Origin of the sequence: Brevibacillus brevis (assembly GCF_031583145.1) — a bacterium.
Taxonomy (GTDB): Bacteria; Bacillota; Bacilli; order Brevibacillales; family Brevibacillaceae; genus Brevibacillus; species Brevibacillus brevis_E.
The window spans coordinates 4,864,097-4,882,432 of record NZ_CP134050.1 but is presented as its reverse complement, the minus strand read 5'-3'; the positions used below and the strand labels follow the sequence as shown (position 1 = coordinate 4,882,432).

Sequence of the window (18,336 nt, the reverse complement as noted above, 5' to 3'; positions counted from 1 at the left end):
GATCGTACCGAATGAAAGAAAGGGAGAAAACGTACATAGAAATGAGGACGTGTCGCATAGTAGCGACAGATATTAAGTCTCATGAACGCGACATGATGCAAATGTGCGACAAGAACACAACGAGCTTTTGATGAGGAGGCGCTGCCATGTTGTCTGCCCACATTCTGGATTTACTCGATTCCTTGCCCCTTGGCTTGATGGTCATCGACCGGGGAGGCATCATTCTCCATCTCAACCAAGCCGGGTGCCGGCTATTGGGAGTGGATCTTTCCGAAGTCAGACAACAACACATCTCGCGGATCGACCCGGGGACGGATATCTTGGACGTCATGCAAAGCGGAAAAGCGAGCTTGCGCACAGAGGTGCGCTTCGGCGACAAGCTGCTTCTCGTGGATCGCGTCCCGTATACGGAAGAGGGGAAGATCATCGGGGCGATTTCCGTCATTCAGGACATGACACCCAGTCCGGAAGCAGCGAGGAGGATTTCCGAGCAGGAGCGGGAGCTGCACCAGCTCCGGGAGCTGATCGAACAGCTCTACGACGGGCTTGTGATGTGCGATCGGAACGGGATCGTGACGATGATCAACCAGGCGTACTGCGACTTTCTCGGCACGACGATAGAGGAGGCGATCGGAAGGCCGATTACCGAGGTCATCGAAAACACGCGCATGCCGCAAGTGATGGAGACGGGTCAGCCAGAGCTCGGTCACCTGATGAAAGTGGGGAGCCGCGACATTATCGTGAGCCGTGTGCCGATGCGCGAAGGCGGCAGGGTCATCGGCGCGATGGGCAAAGTGATTTTCAACGATCTGCGGGAGCTGCGCAGTCTGGTGGAGCGATGCAACCTCATGGAAAAAAAGCTGGATTACTACCGGCAGGAGCTGAAGCGGGCGGTGGGGACTCGCTATTCCTTCGATTCCATTTTTGCCGACCACCACTTGCTGCGGGAGACGATTCACATGGCGAAAAAAGCGGCGTCCTCGCGTTCTTCTATCCTGATTCTGGGCGAGAGCGGAACGGGAAAAGAACTGTTTGCCCAAGCCATCCATGGAGTCAGTCCGCGCTCCGAGGGGCCGTTCGTCCGGGTCAATTGCGCAGCCATCCCCAAAGATTTGATGGAAGCGGAGCTGTTCGGGTACGAGGAAGGGGCGTTTACCGGAGCGAGAAAGGGCGGCAAGCCGGGGAAAGTGGAACTGGCCCACGGCGGCACCTTGTTTTTGGATGAGATCGGCGACATGCCGCTGGATATGCAGGTGAAGATGCTGCGGGTACTGCAGGAAAAAGAGGTGGAGAGGATCGGCGCTACCCGTCCCGTCCAGGTGGACATCCGGGTCATCGCTGCGACCCATCGCCCGTTGGAAAAGCTCATGGAGGAAGGAAAGTTCCGCGAAGACTTGTACTACCGTCTCAACGTCTTCACCATTACCATCCCGCCGCTGCGCGTCCAGAGCGGTTCCATCATCGCGATGGCTCGGCACCTGATCCACAAGCTCAACCGCGAGCTGTACACTTCCGTATCCGGCTTCAGCCCGAGAGTCGAAGACGTCTTTCGTTCCCACAGCTGGCCGGGGAACATGCGGGAGCTGCACAATGTGCTGGAGCGGGCGATCCAGCTCGCCGACCACGGCACCCTGGAGCTGGAGCATCTGCCCCCGTACCTGCAGGAGCGCAGAGTCGTCGTAAACGGGGAGAGCGTGACACTGGATTTGGAAGCGGAATTGGCCAAGACAGAAAAGAAGGTGCTTTTGCACGCCTTGCAGAAAGCGGAGGGAAACAAGGTAAAGGCGGCGAGCCTGCTTGGCATACATCGGGCGAGCCTGTATCGGAAGCTGGAGAAGTACGGTCTGGATGCTACCTAGGAAGGGGGGGCTCATGTGAATCTCGTCGCATGGAATTGCCGGCAAGCTTTTCGCAAAAAAGTCGAGAGGCTGCAACCGTTTGCCCCTCAGCTCGCGGTCATATCGGAGTGCGAGTCGCTCGAAAAGCTGAGGGGGAGCCAAGAACCGTTGTTTTCGCATGCGCTCTGGTTTGGGGACAATCTGAACAAAGGGCTCGGGGTGTTCAGCTCGGGAGACATTCCGTTGACCGTGCATCCCGCCTACGATGACCGCTATCGCTGGGTCGTCCCGATCCGGGTCGCGGGCCCGGAGCCTTTTACGCTGTTGGCCGTCTGGACCAAGGATCACAGAGAACGTCGTCAAAGCTACGTAGGGCAGCTGTTTTTGGCGCTGCAACAGTACCAGGAGCTCCTGGAAAAGGAGACGTGTCTCATCGCGGGGGACTTCAACAGCAATGCCATCTGGGACAGCCACCCGCGTGTGGGAAACCATACCGCTGTCGTGGAAATGCTCCGGGGGTACGGGCTGGAGAGTGCGTATCATCGTTTTTTTCAGGAGCGTCAAGGGGAGGAGTCTGTCCCGACGTACTACTTTCACCATTCCAAGGAAAAAGGGTATCACATCGATTACGCTTTTTTGCCCGAGCGGTGGATGGCGCGGGTGGAGGCGGTGACTGTAGGGACGTATGAGGAGTGGCGGGCTTGGAGCGATCATGTGCCGGTGGTGGTGAGGCTAAAGGAAGGCGGCAAGCAGCCCGCTCTACGAAGGAGCAGGAATTCTTGCCGCCAGTCCGAAAAATAGCGCGTCCAGCGCCAAGTCGAATCTTTCGAGCCTGTGTTACGTAATGGCCTGAATGAAGCATCGCACGACTCTCAGTTCGAAGAAAATAATGTTGTAGACTCGGAAAATATACTGTTTATCTAGCATTTTCTCAATTTGCATATTTAATGGTGTTAGTTGGAATACCCCTAAATTTTCGAAATAAAACACTACAACGAAACTTCCCATTTACAGATAAATCTATCGGGTGACAAAATTGATAATCAGAGTCGTCCACAGCTACACCTCACTCGACCTAATACAATTAAAAATCCAAACCACCTACAGGGAGGCTCATCACGTAATGAAACCCATCACTATACTAATCGCAGACGATGAGGCCGAGATTGCCGAATTGATTGCCATGCATGTAAAAAAAGAAGGCTACCAAACGGTCATTGCCTTGGATGGAAAAGAGGCCGTCCAAGCGGTTCAAACCCATTCGATTGACCTGGCGATACTAGACATCATGATGCCAGGCATGAACGGATATGACGTGACCAGGGTCATCCGCGAGAAGCACAATATGCCGATCATCTTTCTAAGCGCCAAAGCGTCCGATCTGGATAAAATTTCGGGACTGATCATGGGGGCAGACGACTATATGACGAAGCCGTTCAATCCGTTGGAATTGATGGCCCGCGTCAAAGCTCAGCTGCGTCGCTACACCCAGCTCAATCAACCAGCAGCAGTAGACCAAAAGGTTCTGGAAGCAGGCAGGCTTGCGATTTATCCGGATCAGCGCATCGTCACCATGTACGGCGAAACGATCGAGCTGACGCCAAAAGAATTTGATATTTTGTATCTGCTGGCGAGCTATCCGAAGAAGGTGTTTAGTGCCGAAAACATATTTGAGCATGTGTGGGGCGAAGCGTACTATGAAGGGTGCAATACAGTCATGGTGCATATTCGAACCTTGCGCAAGAAGCTCGGCGAGGAAAAAGCCAAAAACAAAGTAATCAAGACGGTCTGGGGCGTGGGGTATTCGTTTAATGGCTAAACTTCTACGAAGCTTTCGCTTTAAAATGATCGCGTTACTCGGGCTTAGCATGCTTTTTTCAGGCACCATCACCTACTCGCTCTATAAAGTTCTTCAGCTTTACTACCGAACACAAGTGAAGTTTGAAAATCCGCTGACACCGATCCGTTATTTCATCCGAGAATTTGGGGATATCAACTTCTTCTTGATCTTTTTTATCCCTCTCGCCATCTTGTTTTTCTTTCTTTTCACCAAACGGTATGCCACGTATTTTCAAGAGATTTCAACTGGGATTCATCATCTGGCAAATGGGGATTTCACCAAAAGCGTAGAAATTTCCTCCGATGATGAGTTCGGGGATATTGCCAAAGACGTGAATCTGGCTAGCCAAAAATTGCAGCAAGCGGTACGAAGAGGAGATTTCGCAGAAAGCAGCAAGGACCAGCTGGTTTTGAATTTGGCACATGATTTGCGTACGCCGTTGACCTCTGTGATTGGGTATTTGGATCTGATTTTGCAGGATGAGCAAATGACCGCGGAACAAACCAGGCATTATGCGACGATCGCGTACACCAAGTCGCAGCGTTTGGAAAAGCTGATTGATGAGCTGTTCGAAATCACCCGGATGAACTACGGCATGATCACGATTGAACAAGAGGTCATCGACCTTGGAGAATTGCTCGTTCAGTTAAACGAAGAGCTGTACCCTGCCTTTGAAAGAAATCATCTGGAAGCAAGATTGAATGTGACTCCCCAATTGTTTATTCGTGGAGATGGGGAGCTGTTGGCACGTGTATTCGAAAATTTCCTGAGCAATGCGATTCGATACGGGAAGGATGGCAGATATGTCGATTTCAACGGCTATCGGGAAGGCGACGAAGTCGTTGTTCAGATTATCAATTACGGCAACCAGATCCCGGAAGAAGAACTGCCACATCTGTTTGAAATGTTTTATACGGGCGATCAGGCACGCACTCATCAGGGAGGAAGCACGGGACTTGGGCTGTTCATCGCCAAAAATATTGTGGAGCAGCATCAGGGAACCGTATCTGCCCAAAGCGATGTGATCCGAACGCTTTTTGAAGTGCGATTGCCAGTAGAATCCGTGTGAATAGATAGTAACCGCGATTTATGATTTTAGAAAAATTTTATCTTTACCCCACTTTTTCTTTTAACAGTTTTTCCTACCCTGTATGAGTGACGAGCCAGGGAGGAAACTGCAATGAAAAAGTGGGGTTGTTTGTTTTTCATCGTGCTTTTGGTTGTCGGCTATCAGGTTGTGGAGCCAATCGTGTGGGGAGGACAAAAGCAGCAAGAGGGAAGCAATCAAGAGCAAGAAAGAGCAACACTGAACTACAAAACAATCAGCGTTGAAAAATCTCAGGTATACCAAGGGAATTTATTATTGGTCAACAAAGATTATCCCGTTCATCGAGAGGGGGTGGCATCCGATGTAGTCAATTTGTCTATGCATGCTTACTTGGTCGATGGTTATCGACTGATTGACGATAGCATTGAATTGTCAGAGAAAGTGGCGGAAGCCTTTTTGGAGATGGTCCAGGCAGCAAATGCTGATCATGTGAACCATTTTATGATAAATAGCGGCTATCGAGGTTTTGAAGAACAAAGCAGGCTCTATGAAAAAATGGGGCCCGACTATGCTTTGCGAGAAGGGTATAGCGAGCACAATCTCGGTCTGTCTATGGACATTGGATCAACGCAAATGAAGATGGAGCAGGCACCAGAAGGAAAGTGGCTGAAGAAAAACGCTTGGAAATACGGATTTATTTTGCGCTATCCCGAAGAAAAGGTGGCGATTACGGGCATTCAGTACGAGCCTTGGCATTATCGCTATCTCGGCTTGCCGCACAGCGCGATTATACAGGAGAAGCACTTTACGCTAGAGGAGTACCTCGATTACTTGAAAGAGGTGAAAGAGATGACAGTCACTGTTGAGGGTGAGAGCTATCGCATTTTTTATTACCCGGTTGCGCAGGACGCCATGATCCAGGTACCGACAAATCGCAAATATGTGATTTCCGGAGACAATCGGGAAGGGGTCATTGTAACCGTATATCCGTGACGAAAAACGTTGGCTTTTCGATTCGGGCAGGGAGGAATTTATGATGAAAAAGTACTGGTGGATTGTGCTGGGTGCGGGGGTGCTGGCAATCGGTCTTGGCGGTAGCTACGCCTTTCAATCAAGGGAAATGCTGAGCCAAGGGATTTCGGTCATGTTGACAACAGCGGTAACAGCCGATATGGAAAGCACGATTCTCACGTCCGGGATTGTCAAAGTAAGCAATGAGCACACCTTGTTCGCGAGCAGCTCCGGTGATCTACGCAATTATTCCATCCAAGACGGTGACAAAGTCAGAAAAGGGCAGGTCATTGGGAACATTGATACATCGGACGTGAGCAATCAAATCATGGATATCGAAGCGCAAATCGCGATCCTGCAAGCCAATATTGCCAAGCTATCCAAAAGTGTGGAGCCGGAGGAAATCACCAAGCTCCAGGAGGAACTGGCACAGGATGAGCGTGATTATCAGGCGGCATTGCAGCATTTTGAGCGCACGCAATCGCTGTTTTCTTCAGGAGTATCCACGCAGCAGGATGTAGAACAGGCGAAGCAAAAGCTGCTGACGGCAGAATCAAAGGTAAAGGTCGCAAAGCAAAACCTGCTTTTGAAGCAAAAAGGGCCAGACAAGACCGAGTTTCAATCGTATGAAGCGCAAATACAGAAGCTGAATCTGGAAAAAGCCAAATATGAAAAGCAGCGTGTCCAAAGCAGTCTCGTTTCACCGATTGACGGGACCGTGCTTTCCACCAAAGTAAAAAGAGGTAAAGTGCTAAGCAAAGGCGAGGAAATTCTCACGATTGGCGATACCAGCAACTTGATAGTCGAGGCCGAGGTAGGCGAATCCGATCTGCGAAAAATAAAAATCGGACAGGAAGCTGTCGTTACAGGTATATCTTTGGGTGGCGAACAGCTGGGAGGCAAGGTGTCGCGGATCTCTCCGATAGCGGTAACAACCCAAGGGACAGAAGGCGAAAAGACGCGGGTCACTGTCATAATCGATCTGGATGAAACCAACGAATATTTGAAGTCGGGCTTTCATGTTGACGTAGACATCGTTTTGCAAAAAGAAGCCAACGCCGTGCAAGTACCGAGCGAGTGTGTCATCACTGACCAGGATGGTTCCACATTCGTCTGGATATCGGAAAATGGCAAAGCAAAGAAAAAAACAGTGACGACTGGCATCCAAAACGAGCTGTCTGTCCAAATTAAAAGCGGTTTGGATGGAACGGAAGAGCTGATTGCCAATCCGCCGGAATCGCTACAAGAAAATCAAACAGTCTTCCAGGCGCCATCCGCTTGAGCTCATGGAGGAGGGGAGGATACTATGCTGCACATCGAGGGGTTAACCAAGCAATACAAGACGGATGAAGTAGAATTGTTTGCGCTGAAAAATATCAACGTTCACGTGTCCAAAGGCGAATTCGTAGCAATCGTAGGTCCGTCTGGATCAGGAAAATCAACATTCTTGAACATGCTTGGCTGCCTGGATCGACCCACTTCTGGGTCGTACGTATTAGACGGCATCGAAGTCACCCGGTTAAAAGACAAGGAGCTCGCTGGTGTCCGCAATCAAAAAATCGGCTTTGTGTTCCAATCCTTTAATCTACTGCCGCGTGCTACTTCCCTGCGAAATGTCGAGATACCGATGCTGTACGCCGGAGTAGGGATGGCAGTAAGGAAAAAAAGAGCGACCGCTGCATTGCAACGGGTTGGTCTCGGCCAACGTATGGGGCATAAACCGTCTCAACTGTCTGGTGGTCAAAGACAAAGGGTCGCCATTGCCAGGGCGTTGGTCAACCAACCGTCTATTGTGCTGGCTGATGAGCCGACGGGTAATCTGGATAGTCGTTCAAGTATGGAGGTCATGTCAATCTTTCAAGAATTGCATGCGCAAGGGGTGACGATCCTGCTGGTTACGCATGAAGCAGATATAGCCCAGCATGCCGAGCGTGTCATTACGTTCAAGGACGGCTGCATCATAAAAGATGAGCAAGTAATAGATCGTTTGTTTGCAACAGCGTCCGAAGAGGTGATTCTTACATGAATCTACTGGAAAGCATTCGCTCTGCCCTCGACGGAATTGGAGCCAACAAGCTCCGTGCCAGCCTGACGATGTCCGGAATCATCATCGGAATTACGTCTGTCATCGCCGTCATGACACTCGGCAATGGCAGTCAACAGGCCTACACCGATCAACTGGAGAAAATGGGAGCGACGACGTTTAGTGTTTATTATAACTGGGATGCTAGACTGGGAAGCAAAGTCACTGATTTAACAGTTGAGGATGCGGACATACTCCCTCAGCTTTCGCCTTATATCGATGCAGCTGTGCCGTTTTTTCCCAATTACGGAACAATCCATGGTTCGAAAAAGGAACAGAATGCGAGAGTGCTAGGTACAAATGGAGATTTGCTCAAGATTAAACCGAATCTGACTCTTGTCAAAGGCAGATTTTTTACCAGACAGGAAGTCATAGAAGCAAAGCGTGTTATCGTTTTGGATCAAGAATTGGCGCAAGGGCTGTTTGGTAATGAAGATCCGATAGGCAAACGGGTTACGTTTAAACTGGCTGCGGCAATCGTCGTCGGAGTGGTCAAGGAAGATAAGCTCTCGCTTGATCAAGGGGGAGCTATGACAGCGTATATGCCCATTACGTATATGCAAAACGTGAACGGAACGAAGTACATTTCAACCATGTCGGTCAAAGCGTCTTCAAAAGAGACCATCCAGGCTGCAAAGGATCAGACCGTCCACTATTTAAATCGCAAGCATGAACGCGAAAATTATTACCAGATTGAAAGTATCGAGGATTCGTTGATAGGGTTTGATCGCTTTTCCGGGACGCTTACGACGACCTTCAGTGTTGCTGCCGGGATTGCGCTGCTTGTTGGCGGAATCGGGGTTATGAATATCATGCTCGTATCCGTCACGGAGCGGACCAGAGAAATCGGTATTCGCAAGGCTTTAGGGGCACGCCACAGAGATATTTTATTGCAGTTTTTGAACGAATCCGTCATCGTCTGTCTGATCGGCGGCACGCTCGGGATACTATGTGGTATTGGCACAGCCTCCATCGTTTCGCAATACGTCGATGTACCACCGCTGGTTACGTGGGATAGCATCCTCATTGCATTTGGCTGTTCCAGTGCGATTGGTATTTTCTTTGGACTATACCCGGCGAGTAAGGCAGCCAGATTGAATCCGATTGACGCTCTACGGTATGAATGACTACAAAAAAATAAACACGATCTTGGAGCATCAGTTGTTCTATTCCGCTGTTGAGCTAACGGGCAGAATCGTTGAATAACCTGTTTTCTTCGATAAAAAGGAAACCGCAATTTCTTACAATACGCTTTTCCCCTCCCTTCTGTAAAATGGCTGCAACATACATAGAAGGGGTTGGGAAAATCGTGGCGTCAGGAAAGTGGAAGGACTTGCTAAACACAGCGGAAAAGTATCATCTCCTGGGCAATGGGGCTATGGTCATTACGGTATTGTTTTGGGGAACGTCCTTTGTGAGCATCAAAATCGCGGTCAGCGCGGTTCCGCCCATCACGCTTGCTCTTTTGCGGTTTTTGCTTGCGAGTTTTATTCTATGGCTGCTGCTGAAAAAATGGGAGCCGTCTGCGAAGCTGGAGCGAAGAGATTGGCTAAGGATGGGCGTGTCCGGTTTTTTGGGTGTCACGCTTTATTTTTTTCTTGAAAATTCGGGAATTCGACTTTCCACTGCCTCCAATGCGGCGTTGATCACTTCCGTCATACCGATTTTGGCGACGGCGCTGGACGCGATCTTGTACAAAACGAGAATCTCTGCCGTTCAATGCGCGGGCATGGCGTTGGCCATGATCGGCTCGTATTTCGCGATCACGGCGAACGGGCTGGTACAGCTCGATTCCGCCCATTTGACGGGCAACCTGTTCATTTTGGGCGCGATGGTCTCATGGGTCCTGTATACGTTTTGCAGCAAAGCGTTCGGGAGCAAATATTCCGGTTTGATGACAACGTTTTGCCAAAATGCGTTCGGGACGATCCTGCTAGTGCCCTTGGCTCTGACCGAATATCAGGAATGGAGAGCGTTTCCGCCTTCCATCCTGCTTCATATTCTGTTCCTTGCCGTTTTCTGTTCCGCCGGCTGTTACCTGCTGTACAATTATGCGCTGCGAAAACTGGATGTTACGGCTACGACGATGTATCTCAATCTCGTGCCGATCGTCGGGGTCTTGGGCGGACATGCATTTTTGCAAGAGACGGTTTTGCCCATCCAGCTTGCCGGGGGGGCCGTCATCATTGGGGGAATCCTGCTTGTCAATGGGAACCTCCACAAAAGAAAGCAGATGGCGCATGCCGACAACATGCCGTGAAGGAACGCCAGGGCTGGTTTTGCAATTCAAAATCCGCGTAGGATCAGCCGAGTCAGTCTAAAACTTTATTCTCTCAGAGCACTCAGCTACGCCCGCTTCTAAAGCATGGCCCTGCGAATGTCGATAGGGGATGTCCAATAAGGGACCAAAGCTTCCCTTGTGGCACGATCAAAAAGGAAGAGACCGGGACTCCGTGTATTCGAAAGGAGTCCCGGTCTCTTAGACCTGTACCGTATTGATCATCTAGGAATCATGCAATCCCTTTCCATCGAGAATTTGCTGCACATATTTTTCAATTCGTGACTCTCGAGTTTTGGCTTGCTTGGGTTCGGAAAAATAGTGAAGGTATGCTCTTTGCCGTCCCGGCGTCAATCTCTCAAAAGCAGTTTGCAGGGCAGGGTTTTCATCCAATTTCATTTGAAATTCTTCAGGAACCGTAAATTCTGTCGTCTTCTTGAATTCCACTTCCAGACCTGCCTTTTCCACTTCAATGGCTTCAAGAATATAGGCTTTCAAGATGGGTTCCATGTCTACTATTTCCTGAACATTGGTGAACCGAATCTGGCGTGCCGCCTGTACATTCTCCGTTTGCTGGATGAGAATCCCTTGGGCATCCTGGAGCAGGGCACCTTTGTGAAACAGCAAGGCACAATATTCTTTAAATCCATGAATGAGAACGATGTTTTTCTTCTCGAATGTGTAACAAGGATGCATCCACTTAAAATCTTCTGTCAGCCCACAGTCAAGCACAATCTCTCGCAGCTTCTCAAATTCCGGCTTCCACTTTTTGGATTTCGTTAAAAATTCATCCACCTTAGGATTCAATGTACCACTCGCCATTAAGAAACACCCCTCACGAATTTTGCGTCCAGTCGACCATGAAGCAATCAGTTTTTGGTGTCTTTACTATAGGACACTGAATGGTGTCATGTCAATTTTATTTTTGACAGCATGGCAATGGTTTTATTCTCCGAAAGGCTGGGGATACAGCAGATCCGCTGCATTTGACCAAGCAGCTATAAACCGTTGGGCCATTCGGGATCGCCCTTTGCTATAATAGGAGAATCAAACGAGAGGTGGGCGGTATTATGATTTCGGATATCCATATGTGGCATGAGAACGACCAAACAGTCAGAAGAAAAGGAGAGATCTGCCTACATGGACAGAAACCAATTTTCGGCTATCGCTCATCGCAATCACAACTTTTATCATCCGATCCCGGAAACGAAGCTTAATCAAGTACTGGGCCATATTCCCTTGCAGCCGGACGACACGGTCATCGATATCGGAGCGGGAACGTGCGAGCTTTTGATACGTTTGGCCGAATCCAGAGGGATCAGAGGAACGGCGATTGAATCGTACGAAGGCGCGATCGAAACGGCAAAAAGGAAAGCACGGGGCCGAATTCCAGAAGACCAGTTGGAATGGTCTCTGGCAGATGCCAAGGTGGCAATGGAAGCCTACGAACAGCCCGGCTTTTCACTGGGTATTTGCATCGGATCGACACATGCCCTGGGTGGACTGGTTCCTACCTTGAAGGCTTTGCAGAAATGCGTGAAGCAAGACGGATACATCTTGATCGGGGAAGGCTACTGGAAACAGCGGCCGAGCCGGGAATATCTCGAGGCGCTGGGCGGAGCAGAGGAGTCCGAGCTGAAAAGCCATGATGAGAACGTCCGGACAGCCGAGGAGCTGGGGTTGATCACCATGTGGTCGAGCGTTGCCAGCGAGGATGACTGGGATCAGTACGAATGGCTCTACTCGATGTCAGTTGAAACCTATTGCCATGAAAATCCGCAGGATCCGGACTGCGGAGCCTATTTGCAAAAAATCCGGGCATGGCGCCAAACGTACTTGAGGTGGGGAAGGGATACGCTGGGCTTTGGATTGTATCTTTTCCGGAGATAAGTAGCAGATGTTGGTAATAAGCTATCTTTAACGGGCAAAAACCCGGTGGAGATAGCTTTTTTTGTGGGAGGTGTCCTGCTGCCGGACAAAGGTGTCTGATTCCTGACCGCCCATCGCCTGTCTGGGACAAGGGCAACAGGCGGCAAAACCAGCAGATGCAAGGAAAAGACAGATGGCAGCGAACTTGCATCCCTTTTTTTCAAATGCGGATATCCTGAAGGGAGAGAATGGCGTGGAGATTCAAAATGCGGTAGCCATTGTAACGGGTGGGGCTTCCGGTCTGGGAGAAGCAACGGCGAGGCAACTGGTCGAAAGCGGCGGAAAAGTCGCCATTCTGGATCTGGCTCAGGAGAAAGGGCAGGCATTGGCGGAGGAATTGGGGAATGACCACGCGATGTTTGTCCAGACGGATGTGACGAGTGAAGGGAGCGTGCGTGAGGCGATTGAGCAGGCGACGAGCAGGTTCGGCACCATCCACGTCGCCGTCAACTGTGCAGGAATCGGCACGGCGCAAAAGACGCTGTCCCGCAGCGGTCCTCACCCGTTGGAGTCGTTTTCCAGGGTCATCGGGGTAAACCTGATCGGCACGTTCAATGTGATCCGCCTGGCTGTCGAGCAGATGGCGGGCAATGAACCGAACAAGCAAGGGGAGCGAGGCGTCATTATCAATACGGCATCGGTCGCCGCTTTTGACGGCCAGATCGGGCAGGCGGCATACAGCGCTTCCAAGGGTGGCATCGTCGGGATGACGCTGCCGATTGCCCGCGATCTGGCGCCGTACGGCATCCGCGTCATGACCATCGCCCCGGGTTTGTTCGACACCCCCTTGTTCGACAAGCTGTCCCGTCCGGCAAAAGAAGCGCTCGGCGCCGCCGTCCCTTTTCCCCCGCGCTTGGGCCGCCCCGCCGAATTCGCCATGCTCACTGAAAGCATCATCCAAAATACCATGCTCAATGGCGAGACGATCCGTCTGGACGGCGCCATTCGGATGCAGCCGAAATAGAGAGAAGAAGAGGAAGGCCCCGCTCCGCCTGCTTGGAGGAGGAGCGGGGCCTCTTTGCATGAGAGCAGTCCCATACGTCCTGCATGCACGAAAAAAACGCGCAATGTGCGCGTCAAGGTTTACAGAGGATCGTGGCGATGATGAATGGCGGTCTGCTGCGCGTACGCTTCGCCCCTGTAGTGGATTGCGGTCGTGTAACAGCTCATGACTCCACACGCGGTTTGGTCGGATAACAGTCAGGCGCCTGCACATCGGATACTTCCGACAGCTTCATCAGGTAGTAGCACTCTTCCCGCGACATATGGTCAGCCATGAGCGGGGTCAACACGCCGAGCAATTCGTTTTGCATCCGCATTTCCTCCAGCTCGTGCAAAAAGACTTGAAACAGCTTCATTTCCATCTCGGCCTGGTGATTAAACCGATGAAGGGCGGGGAAGTTGTGCAAATTCGTGCGGAGGTAGCCCGCCAATTCAATGGCTTTTTGATAGTAGTGCTGAAACTGCTTCGTGAATTTCTCGCTTTTTTGTTTCGTGTCGTACTCGACCATATCCAACAGCGAAGTGATGGTAGCGGCATGACCGACGGCGTCTGACAGCCACAGCAGATGGATGTCGACTGCGTGAGTGGCAGGCAGCGTGCCGGAAAAACAGGCGTGCAGGATGCGTTCATATTCCTCCAGCTCATTGACCATGTGGTTGAGAAAAGTAGGGGAGAGGCTGATTGCAATTTTCCCGACCAGATGCCGTTCCAGCAGGTGGAGTTTAAATTCGCGCAGCTGCTCGGTCTCGGCGCTGGCATGCTGGGTGAGGGTATTCAGCTCTTCTGCGGACAAGTTTTTTCGTGCGAATTCCAGCAGGGTGTCGAAGGACTCGATGAAATACTTGGCCCTCTCGATCTCTTCTCCTTCCTTGGGAGCGAGAGAATCGTGAATAAAACGGGCATGGTCGCCCAAAATTTGCAGCCAGAACCGGTGTTCAAACAGCATGTGGTCGCGTACGTCGACGTCGTTCTTCATGATGTTCCCTCCTCGTGACAATTTCAGGATATGTGCATTCGCCCAAAAGGGTGAGTGACTACGACGGAGGGTAGACGCACGCAAATCGCTCCACGCCGGGGTATTTTTCTCCCAGACTGCGAATGGCGAAGCCGCAGCGCGCATAAAAATCGACGGCATCCTGGTCGGTTTAGGCGGAAACGGTTTGGACTGCGCCCGATTGCAACAAGCTCTCGATCATTCGGCTGGCGACATAGCGACGCCTGTACGCCGGATGAACGGACAGATGCAGGATTACCACATCCCCATGGGGCGAACAACGGACGCCCAGGCAGCCAATGAGTGATCCGTCATCTTCAACCCCCCACAAGGCGAGGTTCGCGTCTTCCCGATATGATTTTGCTATTTGCTTCAGTTTCTCAGGAACGGGCATCCCGATGGCATACGAGAGCAGCTCTTGAACTACGGGTTCATTTGCACGATTGCGAAGGTCGATCAGCATGGAGTGGCATTCCCTCCCAAATGGAATGACGCCAGGCTTCGAGGCTCTGGCGTCTCAGGCGGTGGGGGCAGCTTTCTGCAAGCAAGTCAGGACGACGAATCCAAACACAACGCCGCACACCATCGAAAATTTGGTTCCCAGCATCAAAACGAAGACAGTGGGCAAGAGTGCGCCTAGCGGTGAGAAGTAGATCAAAAAAATGGCCGATCCGAAAAGAGCGGGAAGTCCGATCGTGATCGCTTTGATCCAGTCGTAGCTCCAGTGGCCATCGGTTTTCCATACGCGGATCAAATGAGGCGCGCCGAACAAAAGCCCGATGGCGATGGGATAGACGGTACTATACCAGAGCAGCGATTCGTTATGGTAAGTCAGCTTGGCCTGTTCGACCAGGACCTGCTCATACTCCATCAAGGCTACGAGGCAGAAACATGCAAGGACGACATAGCTCAGATAGATGGCAAAACGGGTCGCTTTTCGAACGCGGATCGCCTCCTAATGAAAAAATGGGGGACGGTTCCCTTTGTTGCGGTATGGTAGCGGGCAAACCGTCGATGGAAAAGGGGGCTATGAAAGCCCCGTGACTCGAACGTATTCAATGGCTTTTCGGCTCATCCATGAACCACAGAATATAGGAACAACGCTGGCAAATCAAAATCGTCGCCTCCTTGTTCGCCCAATCCAGTCCAAAGAAGGTGGCCCCTCTGGAGTTTAGCTGGCGATAGTCCTTGTCAAACAGGAAGTGCTTGCAGCATGGACAAGTGACGGTCGTATCCCCTGCTATGTAGCGCATTCCAATCAGCTCCTTCGCTCTTTGTAAGTAATACGCGAAGGACGTCCCAGAAGTTTCCAAATCAGGTCGGTGAGATGAGAATCAGCACTACCTTGCAAAAGAAAAAGCGGCTGTCATAAGAGACTGTGACATCCGCTTTTTCGATCGTTTTTGCGCTCCCCAAGATCGAGCTTATTTCTCCCCCTTCTCCTTGCAAAACATATACGTCACGATCGATCCGATTTCGTTTTGCTCCTCCAAATACGTCAGAAGCCGGAAATGCGGTTGCACAGCGTCAAAATCAGAGGGTTGAATCAAGTCCTCCGGGCGAATGGTGGGGTCATGCGTATGCTCATGCCCAAAACCGCAGACGAACAGGATGCCTTCATCGGTAACGAGGGAATGCAGTCGGGCAAGCGATTCCTTGTTCAATCGATAGTGATTGATGACGATATTGTCGAAGGTTCCCAAATCGGCAAGGGCATCCGGTTCATTCAAGTCAACTTGCCTTGTCGCAACCAAATGGTTTCTTTGACGAGCAAACTTTTCAAGACGTTTCAATGCTTCCCGGCTAAAATCGATCCCCGTAACATGAAACCCACGCTCGAGAAGAAACAGGGAGTTCCTCCCGTCCCCGCATGCAATATCAAGCACTGAACCCTTCTTGAAGCAAGCAGCATGTTCCACCAAAGCTTTTTCCGGCGGGAGCGGCTGATTCCCCCTGCTTGCAAATTTGTCATCCCAAAACTGTCTATCTCCCATATATTCCACGAGTGCATCCTCCCAGTCAAAATGAAATGGAATGAATCGGCCGAAATTTAGACGTGTGCCACTCCCGGCAGACGTTGTGGCGGTGTATGGCGCTGGTCGGACCACATGTTGTCGTTCCCACTAAGCAGGTGAGCTCCCCCCTGTACCCCAAGAGCCACAGCGTTTTCACCTTTTTCCGCCCCCGAGGCAACCGTTGGATGAAGGGGCTTTTCAAAACGACGAAGCTGAGCTCAAAAAGCCTTGGGACCACCCAAAGCTCGCCCCGGAAAAAGGAGAAAAAAGCGAAGGCCTTTGGGGCGCGACCCAAGCGGAATGGAAAAAGAGGAACACGCCTGCGCGTCCAACCATGAGAGACTCCCCCGAAACCGGCTGCTTTTGGACGCCGTTCCTCTTTTGGAATGGAGCTGGCCAGTAGACGCTTCCCTGCTGCGCTCCAAGAGCCACAGCGTTTTCTCCTTTTTCCGCCCCCGAGGCAAGCGTTGGATGAAGGGGCTTTTCAAAACGACGAAGCAGAGCCCAAACAGGCCTTTCACCCAAAGCTCGCCCCGGAAAAAGGAGAAAAAAGCGAAGGCCTTTGGGGCGCAACCCAAGCGCAATGGAAAAAGAGGAACACGCCTGAGCGTCCAACCATGAGAGACTCCCCCGAAACCGCTGCTTTTGGACGCCGTTCCTCTTTTGGAATGGAGCTGGCCAGTAGACGCTTCCCTGCTGCGCCCCAAGAGCCACAGCGTTTTCTCCTTTTTCCGCCCCCGAGGCAAGAGTATGGATAAAGGGGTTACAAGAAACGGTAGCATTTCCCAACCATTCCACCCATAATAGGGGTGAGACGAAATTGAACATTCAGAAAAAGCGAACCAAAGGAGGCCCCCATGATCCGAGAACGCTTGCAACAACTGGGAGTAAAGCTCCCCGAGCCCGCACCGTCCCTTTACCAGTACGTCCCCGTCGTCGTCCACGAAGGCATCGCCTACATCAGCGGCCAGGTCCCGCGCGTCGATGGCGAGCTTCCGTACGTCGGCAAAGTCGGCAAAGATGTCACCATCGAGCAGGCGAGAGAGCTCGCGGAGATTTGCGTGCTGAAAGGCCTCAGCAGCCTCGAAGCAGAGATCGGCAGCCTCGACCGCGTCGAGCGCATCCTGAAGGTCACCGGCTACGTCCAGTCTGCCGAGGGCTTCTCCAGGCAGCCACAGGTCATCGATGCCGCTTCCGAACTGCTGGAGCGCATCTTCGGGGAGCGAGGACGCCATGCCCGGACGGCTGTCGGCGCTGCCGAGCTGCCGGGCAATACGCCGGTCGAAATCGATTTTATCATCGCGGTCAAGCGACAGGGAGAGGAGTGAGCAGCATGATACAGAAAGCGGACATCGTCGCTGCTCGGGAGAACATTGCGGACATCGTGCGGACGACTCCTTTGTTGTCCTCCCAGCAGCTCTCTTCGCTATGTGGAAACGATCTGTTCCTGAAAGCCGAGCATCTGCAAAAAACCGGCTCCTTCAAAATTCGGGGTGCGACGAACAAGGTGAAGCAGGCGGTGCGCGAAGGGGCCAAGTCTGTCACAGCCGCGTCTTCCGGCAACCACGGGCAAGCGGTCGCTTTTATCGCTCAGCAGCTCGGCATCCCCGCTACGATCGTAGTTCCAGAGGATGTGGCCGCCTGCAAGATGGAGGCGATCCAGGCCTACGACGGCAAAGTGGAGAAGTGCGGGCTTACCTCGGCGGACCGGCTGCCACGGGCGAAGCAGCTGGCGGAGCTGCAGAACGGGGTCTATGTTCCCCCGTACGACGATCCGTACATCATGGCAGGCCAAGGAACGGTGGGCCTTGAGATAGTGGAACAGCTGGAGGAGGTAGACGCCATCCTCGTGCCGGTCGGAGGAGGCGGACTTTTGTCAGGGATTCTGACGGCGGTCAAGGAGACAAAGCCGTCTGTTCAGGTCATCGGAGTAGAGCCGCAACTGGCAAACGACACCTACCTCTCGCTGAAACAAAATCAGCTCGTCTCGATTCCGGCGACGTCTACCATTGCGGATGGCCTTAGAACCAGCCAGCCCGGCGAGCTCACGTTTCCCGTCTTGCGCAAGTACCTCGATGATATCGTGCTGGTGAGCGAGGAGGAGATTCGCGCAGCGTTTTGCTTCGTGCTCGAGCGGATGAAGCAGTTGATCGAGCCATCCAGCGCTACTACCGTGGCAGCCGCGATGTTTGGCAAGGCAGCTTTGCGCGAAAAGCGCATCGTTGCCGTCATTTCGGGCGGAAACGTCGACCTTGGGCAGATGGCAGCACTGGTTTCCCGGTAGTTCGGCCGATCCT

19 protein-coding genes are annotated in these 18,336 nt (G+C 51.9%); 13 read left to right on the top strand and 6 right to left on the bottom strand.

The window, feature by feature from the left end:
* Nucleotides 1–146 precede the first annotated feature (146 nt).
* The 9 genes from RGB73_RS24290 to RGB73_RS24250 all read left to right on the top strand — a co-directional run bounded on the left by RGB73_RS24290 (nt 147) and on the right by RGB73_RS24250 (nt 10,080).
* Entirely contained in the window at nt 147–1,859 is a 1,713-nt protein-coding gene (locus tag RGB73_RS24290; RefSeq protein ID WP_310765331.1) for a sigma 54-interacting transcriptional regulator, read from the top strand.
* Nucleotides 1,860–1,874: 15 nt separating this feature from the next.
* Nucleotides 1,875–2,639 (top strand): exonuclease/endonuclease/phosphatase family protein, encoded by a 765-nt coding sequence (locus RGB73_RS24285; protein WP_310765330.1) that lies wholly within the window; start codon nt 1,875–1,877, stop codon nt 2,637–2,639.
* Nucleotides 2,640–2,961: 322 nt separating this feature from the next.
* Entirely contained in the window at nt 2,962–3,657 is a 696-nt protein-coding gene (locus RGB73_RS24280) for a response regulator transcription factor (RefSeq protein WP_310765329.1), read from the top strand.
* Nucleotides 3,650–4,747: a sensor histidine kinase gene (locus RGB73_RS24275; protein WP_310765328.1), complete on the top strand. Its 1,098-nt coding sequence runs from the start codon at nt 3,650–3,652 to the stop codon at nt 4,745–4,747. The genes RGB73_RS24280 and RGB73_RS24275 overlap by 8 nt, the downstream gene beginning before the upstream one ends.
* Nucleotides 4,748–4,858: 111 nt before the next feature.
* Nucleotides 4,859–5,719, top strand: coding sequence for a M15 family metallopeptidase (locus RGB73_RS24270; RefSeq protein WP_310765327.1), 861 nt, complete (start codon nt 4,859–4,861; stop codon nt 5,717–5,719).
* A gap of 40 nt (nt 5,720–5,759) precedes the next feature.
* Nucleotides 5,760–7,019 carry an efflux RND transporter periplasmic adaptor subunit gene (locus RGB73_RS24265; RefSeq protein WP_310765326.1) on the top strand — a complete coding sequence of 420 codons (1,260 nt, stop codon included), beginning with the start codon at nt 5,760–5,762 and terminating at the stop codon, nt 7,017–7,019.
* A gap of 24 nt (nt 7,020–7,043) precedes the next feature.
* Complete coding sequence (locus RGB73_RS24260) at nt 7,044–7,763, top strand: ABC transporter ATP-binding protein (protein ID WP_310765325.1); 720 nt, start codon at nt 7,044–7,046, stop codon at nt 7,761–7,763.
* On the top strand, nt 7,760–8,947 hold the full coding sequence (locus RGB73_RS24255) for an ABC transporter permease (RefSeq protein WP_310765324.1): 1,188 nt from the start codon (nt 7,760–7,762) through the stop codon (nt 8,945–8,947). Before RGB73_RS24260 ends, RGB73_RS24255 begins: the two co-directional genes overlap by 4 nt.
* Nucleotides 8,948–9,129: 182 nt before the next feature.
* Nucleotides 9,130–10,080 carry a DMT family transporter gene (locus RGB73_RS24250; RefSeq protein ID WP_310765323.1) on the top strand — a complete coding sequence of 317 codons (951 nt, stop codon included), beginning with the start codon at nt 9,130–9,132 and terminating at the stop codon, nt 10,078–10,080.
* Between the two features lie 243 nt (nt 10,081–10,323).
* On the opposite strand, the gene RGB73_RS24245 is transcribed toward RGB73_RS24250, so the two are convergent.
* Nucleotides 10,324–10,920 (bottom strand): YdeI/OmpD-associated family protein, encoded by a 597-nt coding sequence (locus tag RGB73_RS24245; RefSeq protein ID WP_310765322.1) that lies wholly within the window; start codon nt 10,918–10,920, stop codon nt 10,324–10,326.
* A gap of 318 nt (nt 10,921–11,238) precedes the next feature.
* Here RGB73_RS24245 and RGB73_RS24240 point away from each other — a divergent pair, with 318 nt between their 5' ends.
* Nucleotides 11,239–11,988 (top strand): SAM-dependent methyltransferase, encoded by a 750-nt coding sequence (locus tag RGB73_RS24240; protein ID WP_310765321.1) that lies wholly within the window; start codon nt 11,239–11,241, stop codon nt 11,986–11,988.
* A gap of 232 nt (nt 11,989–12,220) precedes the next feature.
* Entirely contained in the window at nt 12,221–12,991 is a 771-nt protein-coding gene (locus RGB73_RS24235; RefSeq protein WP_310774521.1) for a 3-hydroxyacyl-CoA dehydrogenase, read from the top strand.
* 202 nt (nt 12,992–13,193) lie between these two features.
* Here RGB73_RS24235 and RGB73_RS24230 read toward each other — a convergent pair whose 3' ends face one another.
* The 5 genes from RGB73_RS24230 to RGB73_RS24210 form a co-directional block, all read right to left on the bottom strand.
* Entirely contained in the window at nt 13,194–14,006 is an 813-nt protein-coding gene (locus RGB73_RS24230) for a DUF2935 domain-containing protein (RefSeq protein ID WP_310765320.1), read from the bottom strand.
* Between the two features lie 169 nt (nt 14,007–14,175).
* Nucleotides 14,176–14,487, bottom strand: a complete 312-nt coding sequence (locus RGB73_RS24225) for a GNAT family N-acetyltransferase (protein WP_310765319.1) — start codon at nt 14,485–14,487, stop codon at nt 14,176–14,178.
* A 54-nt stretch (nt 14,488–14,541) separates the two neighbouring features.
* A complete protein-coding gene (locus RGB73_RS24220) occupies nt 14,542–14,895 on the bottom strand; it encodes a hypothetical protein (RefSeq protein ID WP_310765318.1) in 354 nt (117 codons plus the stop codon).
* A 184-nt stretch (nt 14,896–15,079) separates the two neighbouring features.
* Nucleotides 15,080–15,277 carry a hypothetical protein gene (locus RGB73_RS24215; RefSeq protein ID WP_310765317.1) on the bottom strand — a complete coding sequence of 66 codons (198 nt, stop codon included), beginning with the start codon at nt 15,275–15,277 and terminating at the stop codon, nt 15,080–15,082.
* A gap of 171 nt (nt 15,278–15,448) precedes the next feature.
* The gene (locus RGB73_RS24210) at nt 15,449–16,018 is read right to left on the bottom strand and encodes a class I SAM-dependent methyltransferase (protein ID WP_310774519.1); all 570 of its coding nucleotides are present in this window, start codon (nt 16,016–16,018) and stop codon (nt 15,449–15,451) included.
* 878 nt (nt 16,019–16,896) lie between these two features.
* Here RGB73_RS24210 and RGB73_RS24205 point away from each other — a divergent pair.
* Together RGB73_RS24205 and RGB73_RS24200 are read left to right on the top strand one after the other, a co-directional pair.
* Nucleotides 16,897–17,367, top strand: a complete 471-nt coding sequence (locus RGB73_RS24205; RefSeq protein WP_310765316.1) for a RidA family protein — start codon at nt 16,897–16,899, stop codon at nt 17,365–17,367.
* 5 nt (nt 17,368–17,372) lie between these two features.
* Nucleotides 17,373–18,323 (top strand): threonine ammonia-lyase, encoded by a 951-nt coding sequence (locus RGB73_RS24200; RefSeq protein WP_310765315.1) that lies wholly within the window; start codon nt 17,373–17,375, stop codon nt 18,321–18,323.
* The last annotated feature ends 13 nt before the right edge of the window (nt 18,324–18,336 follow it).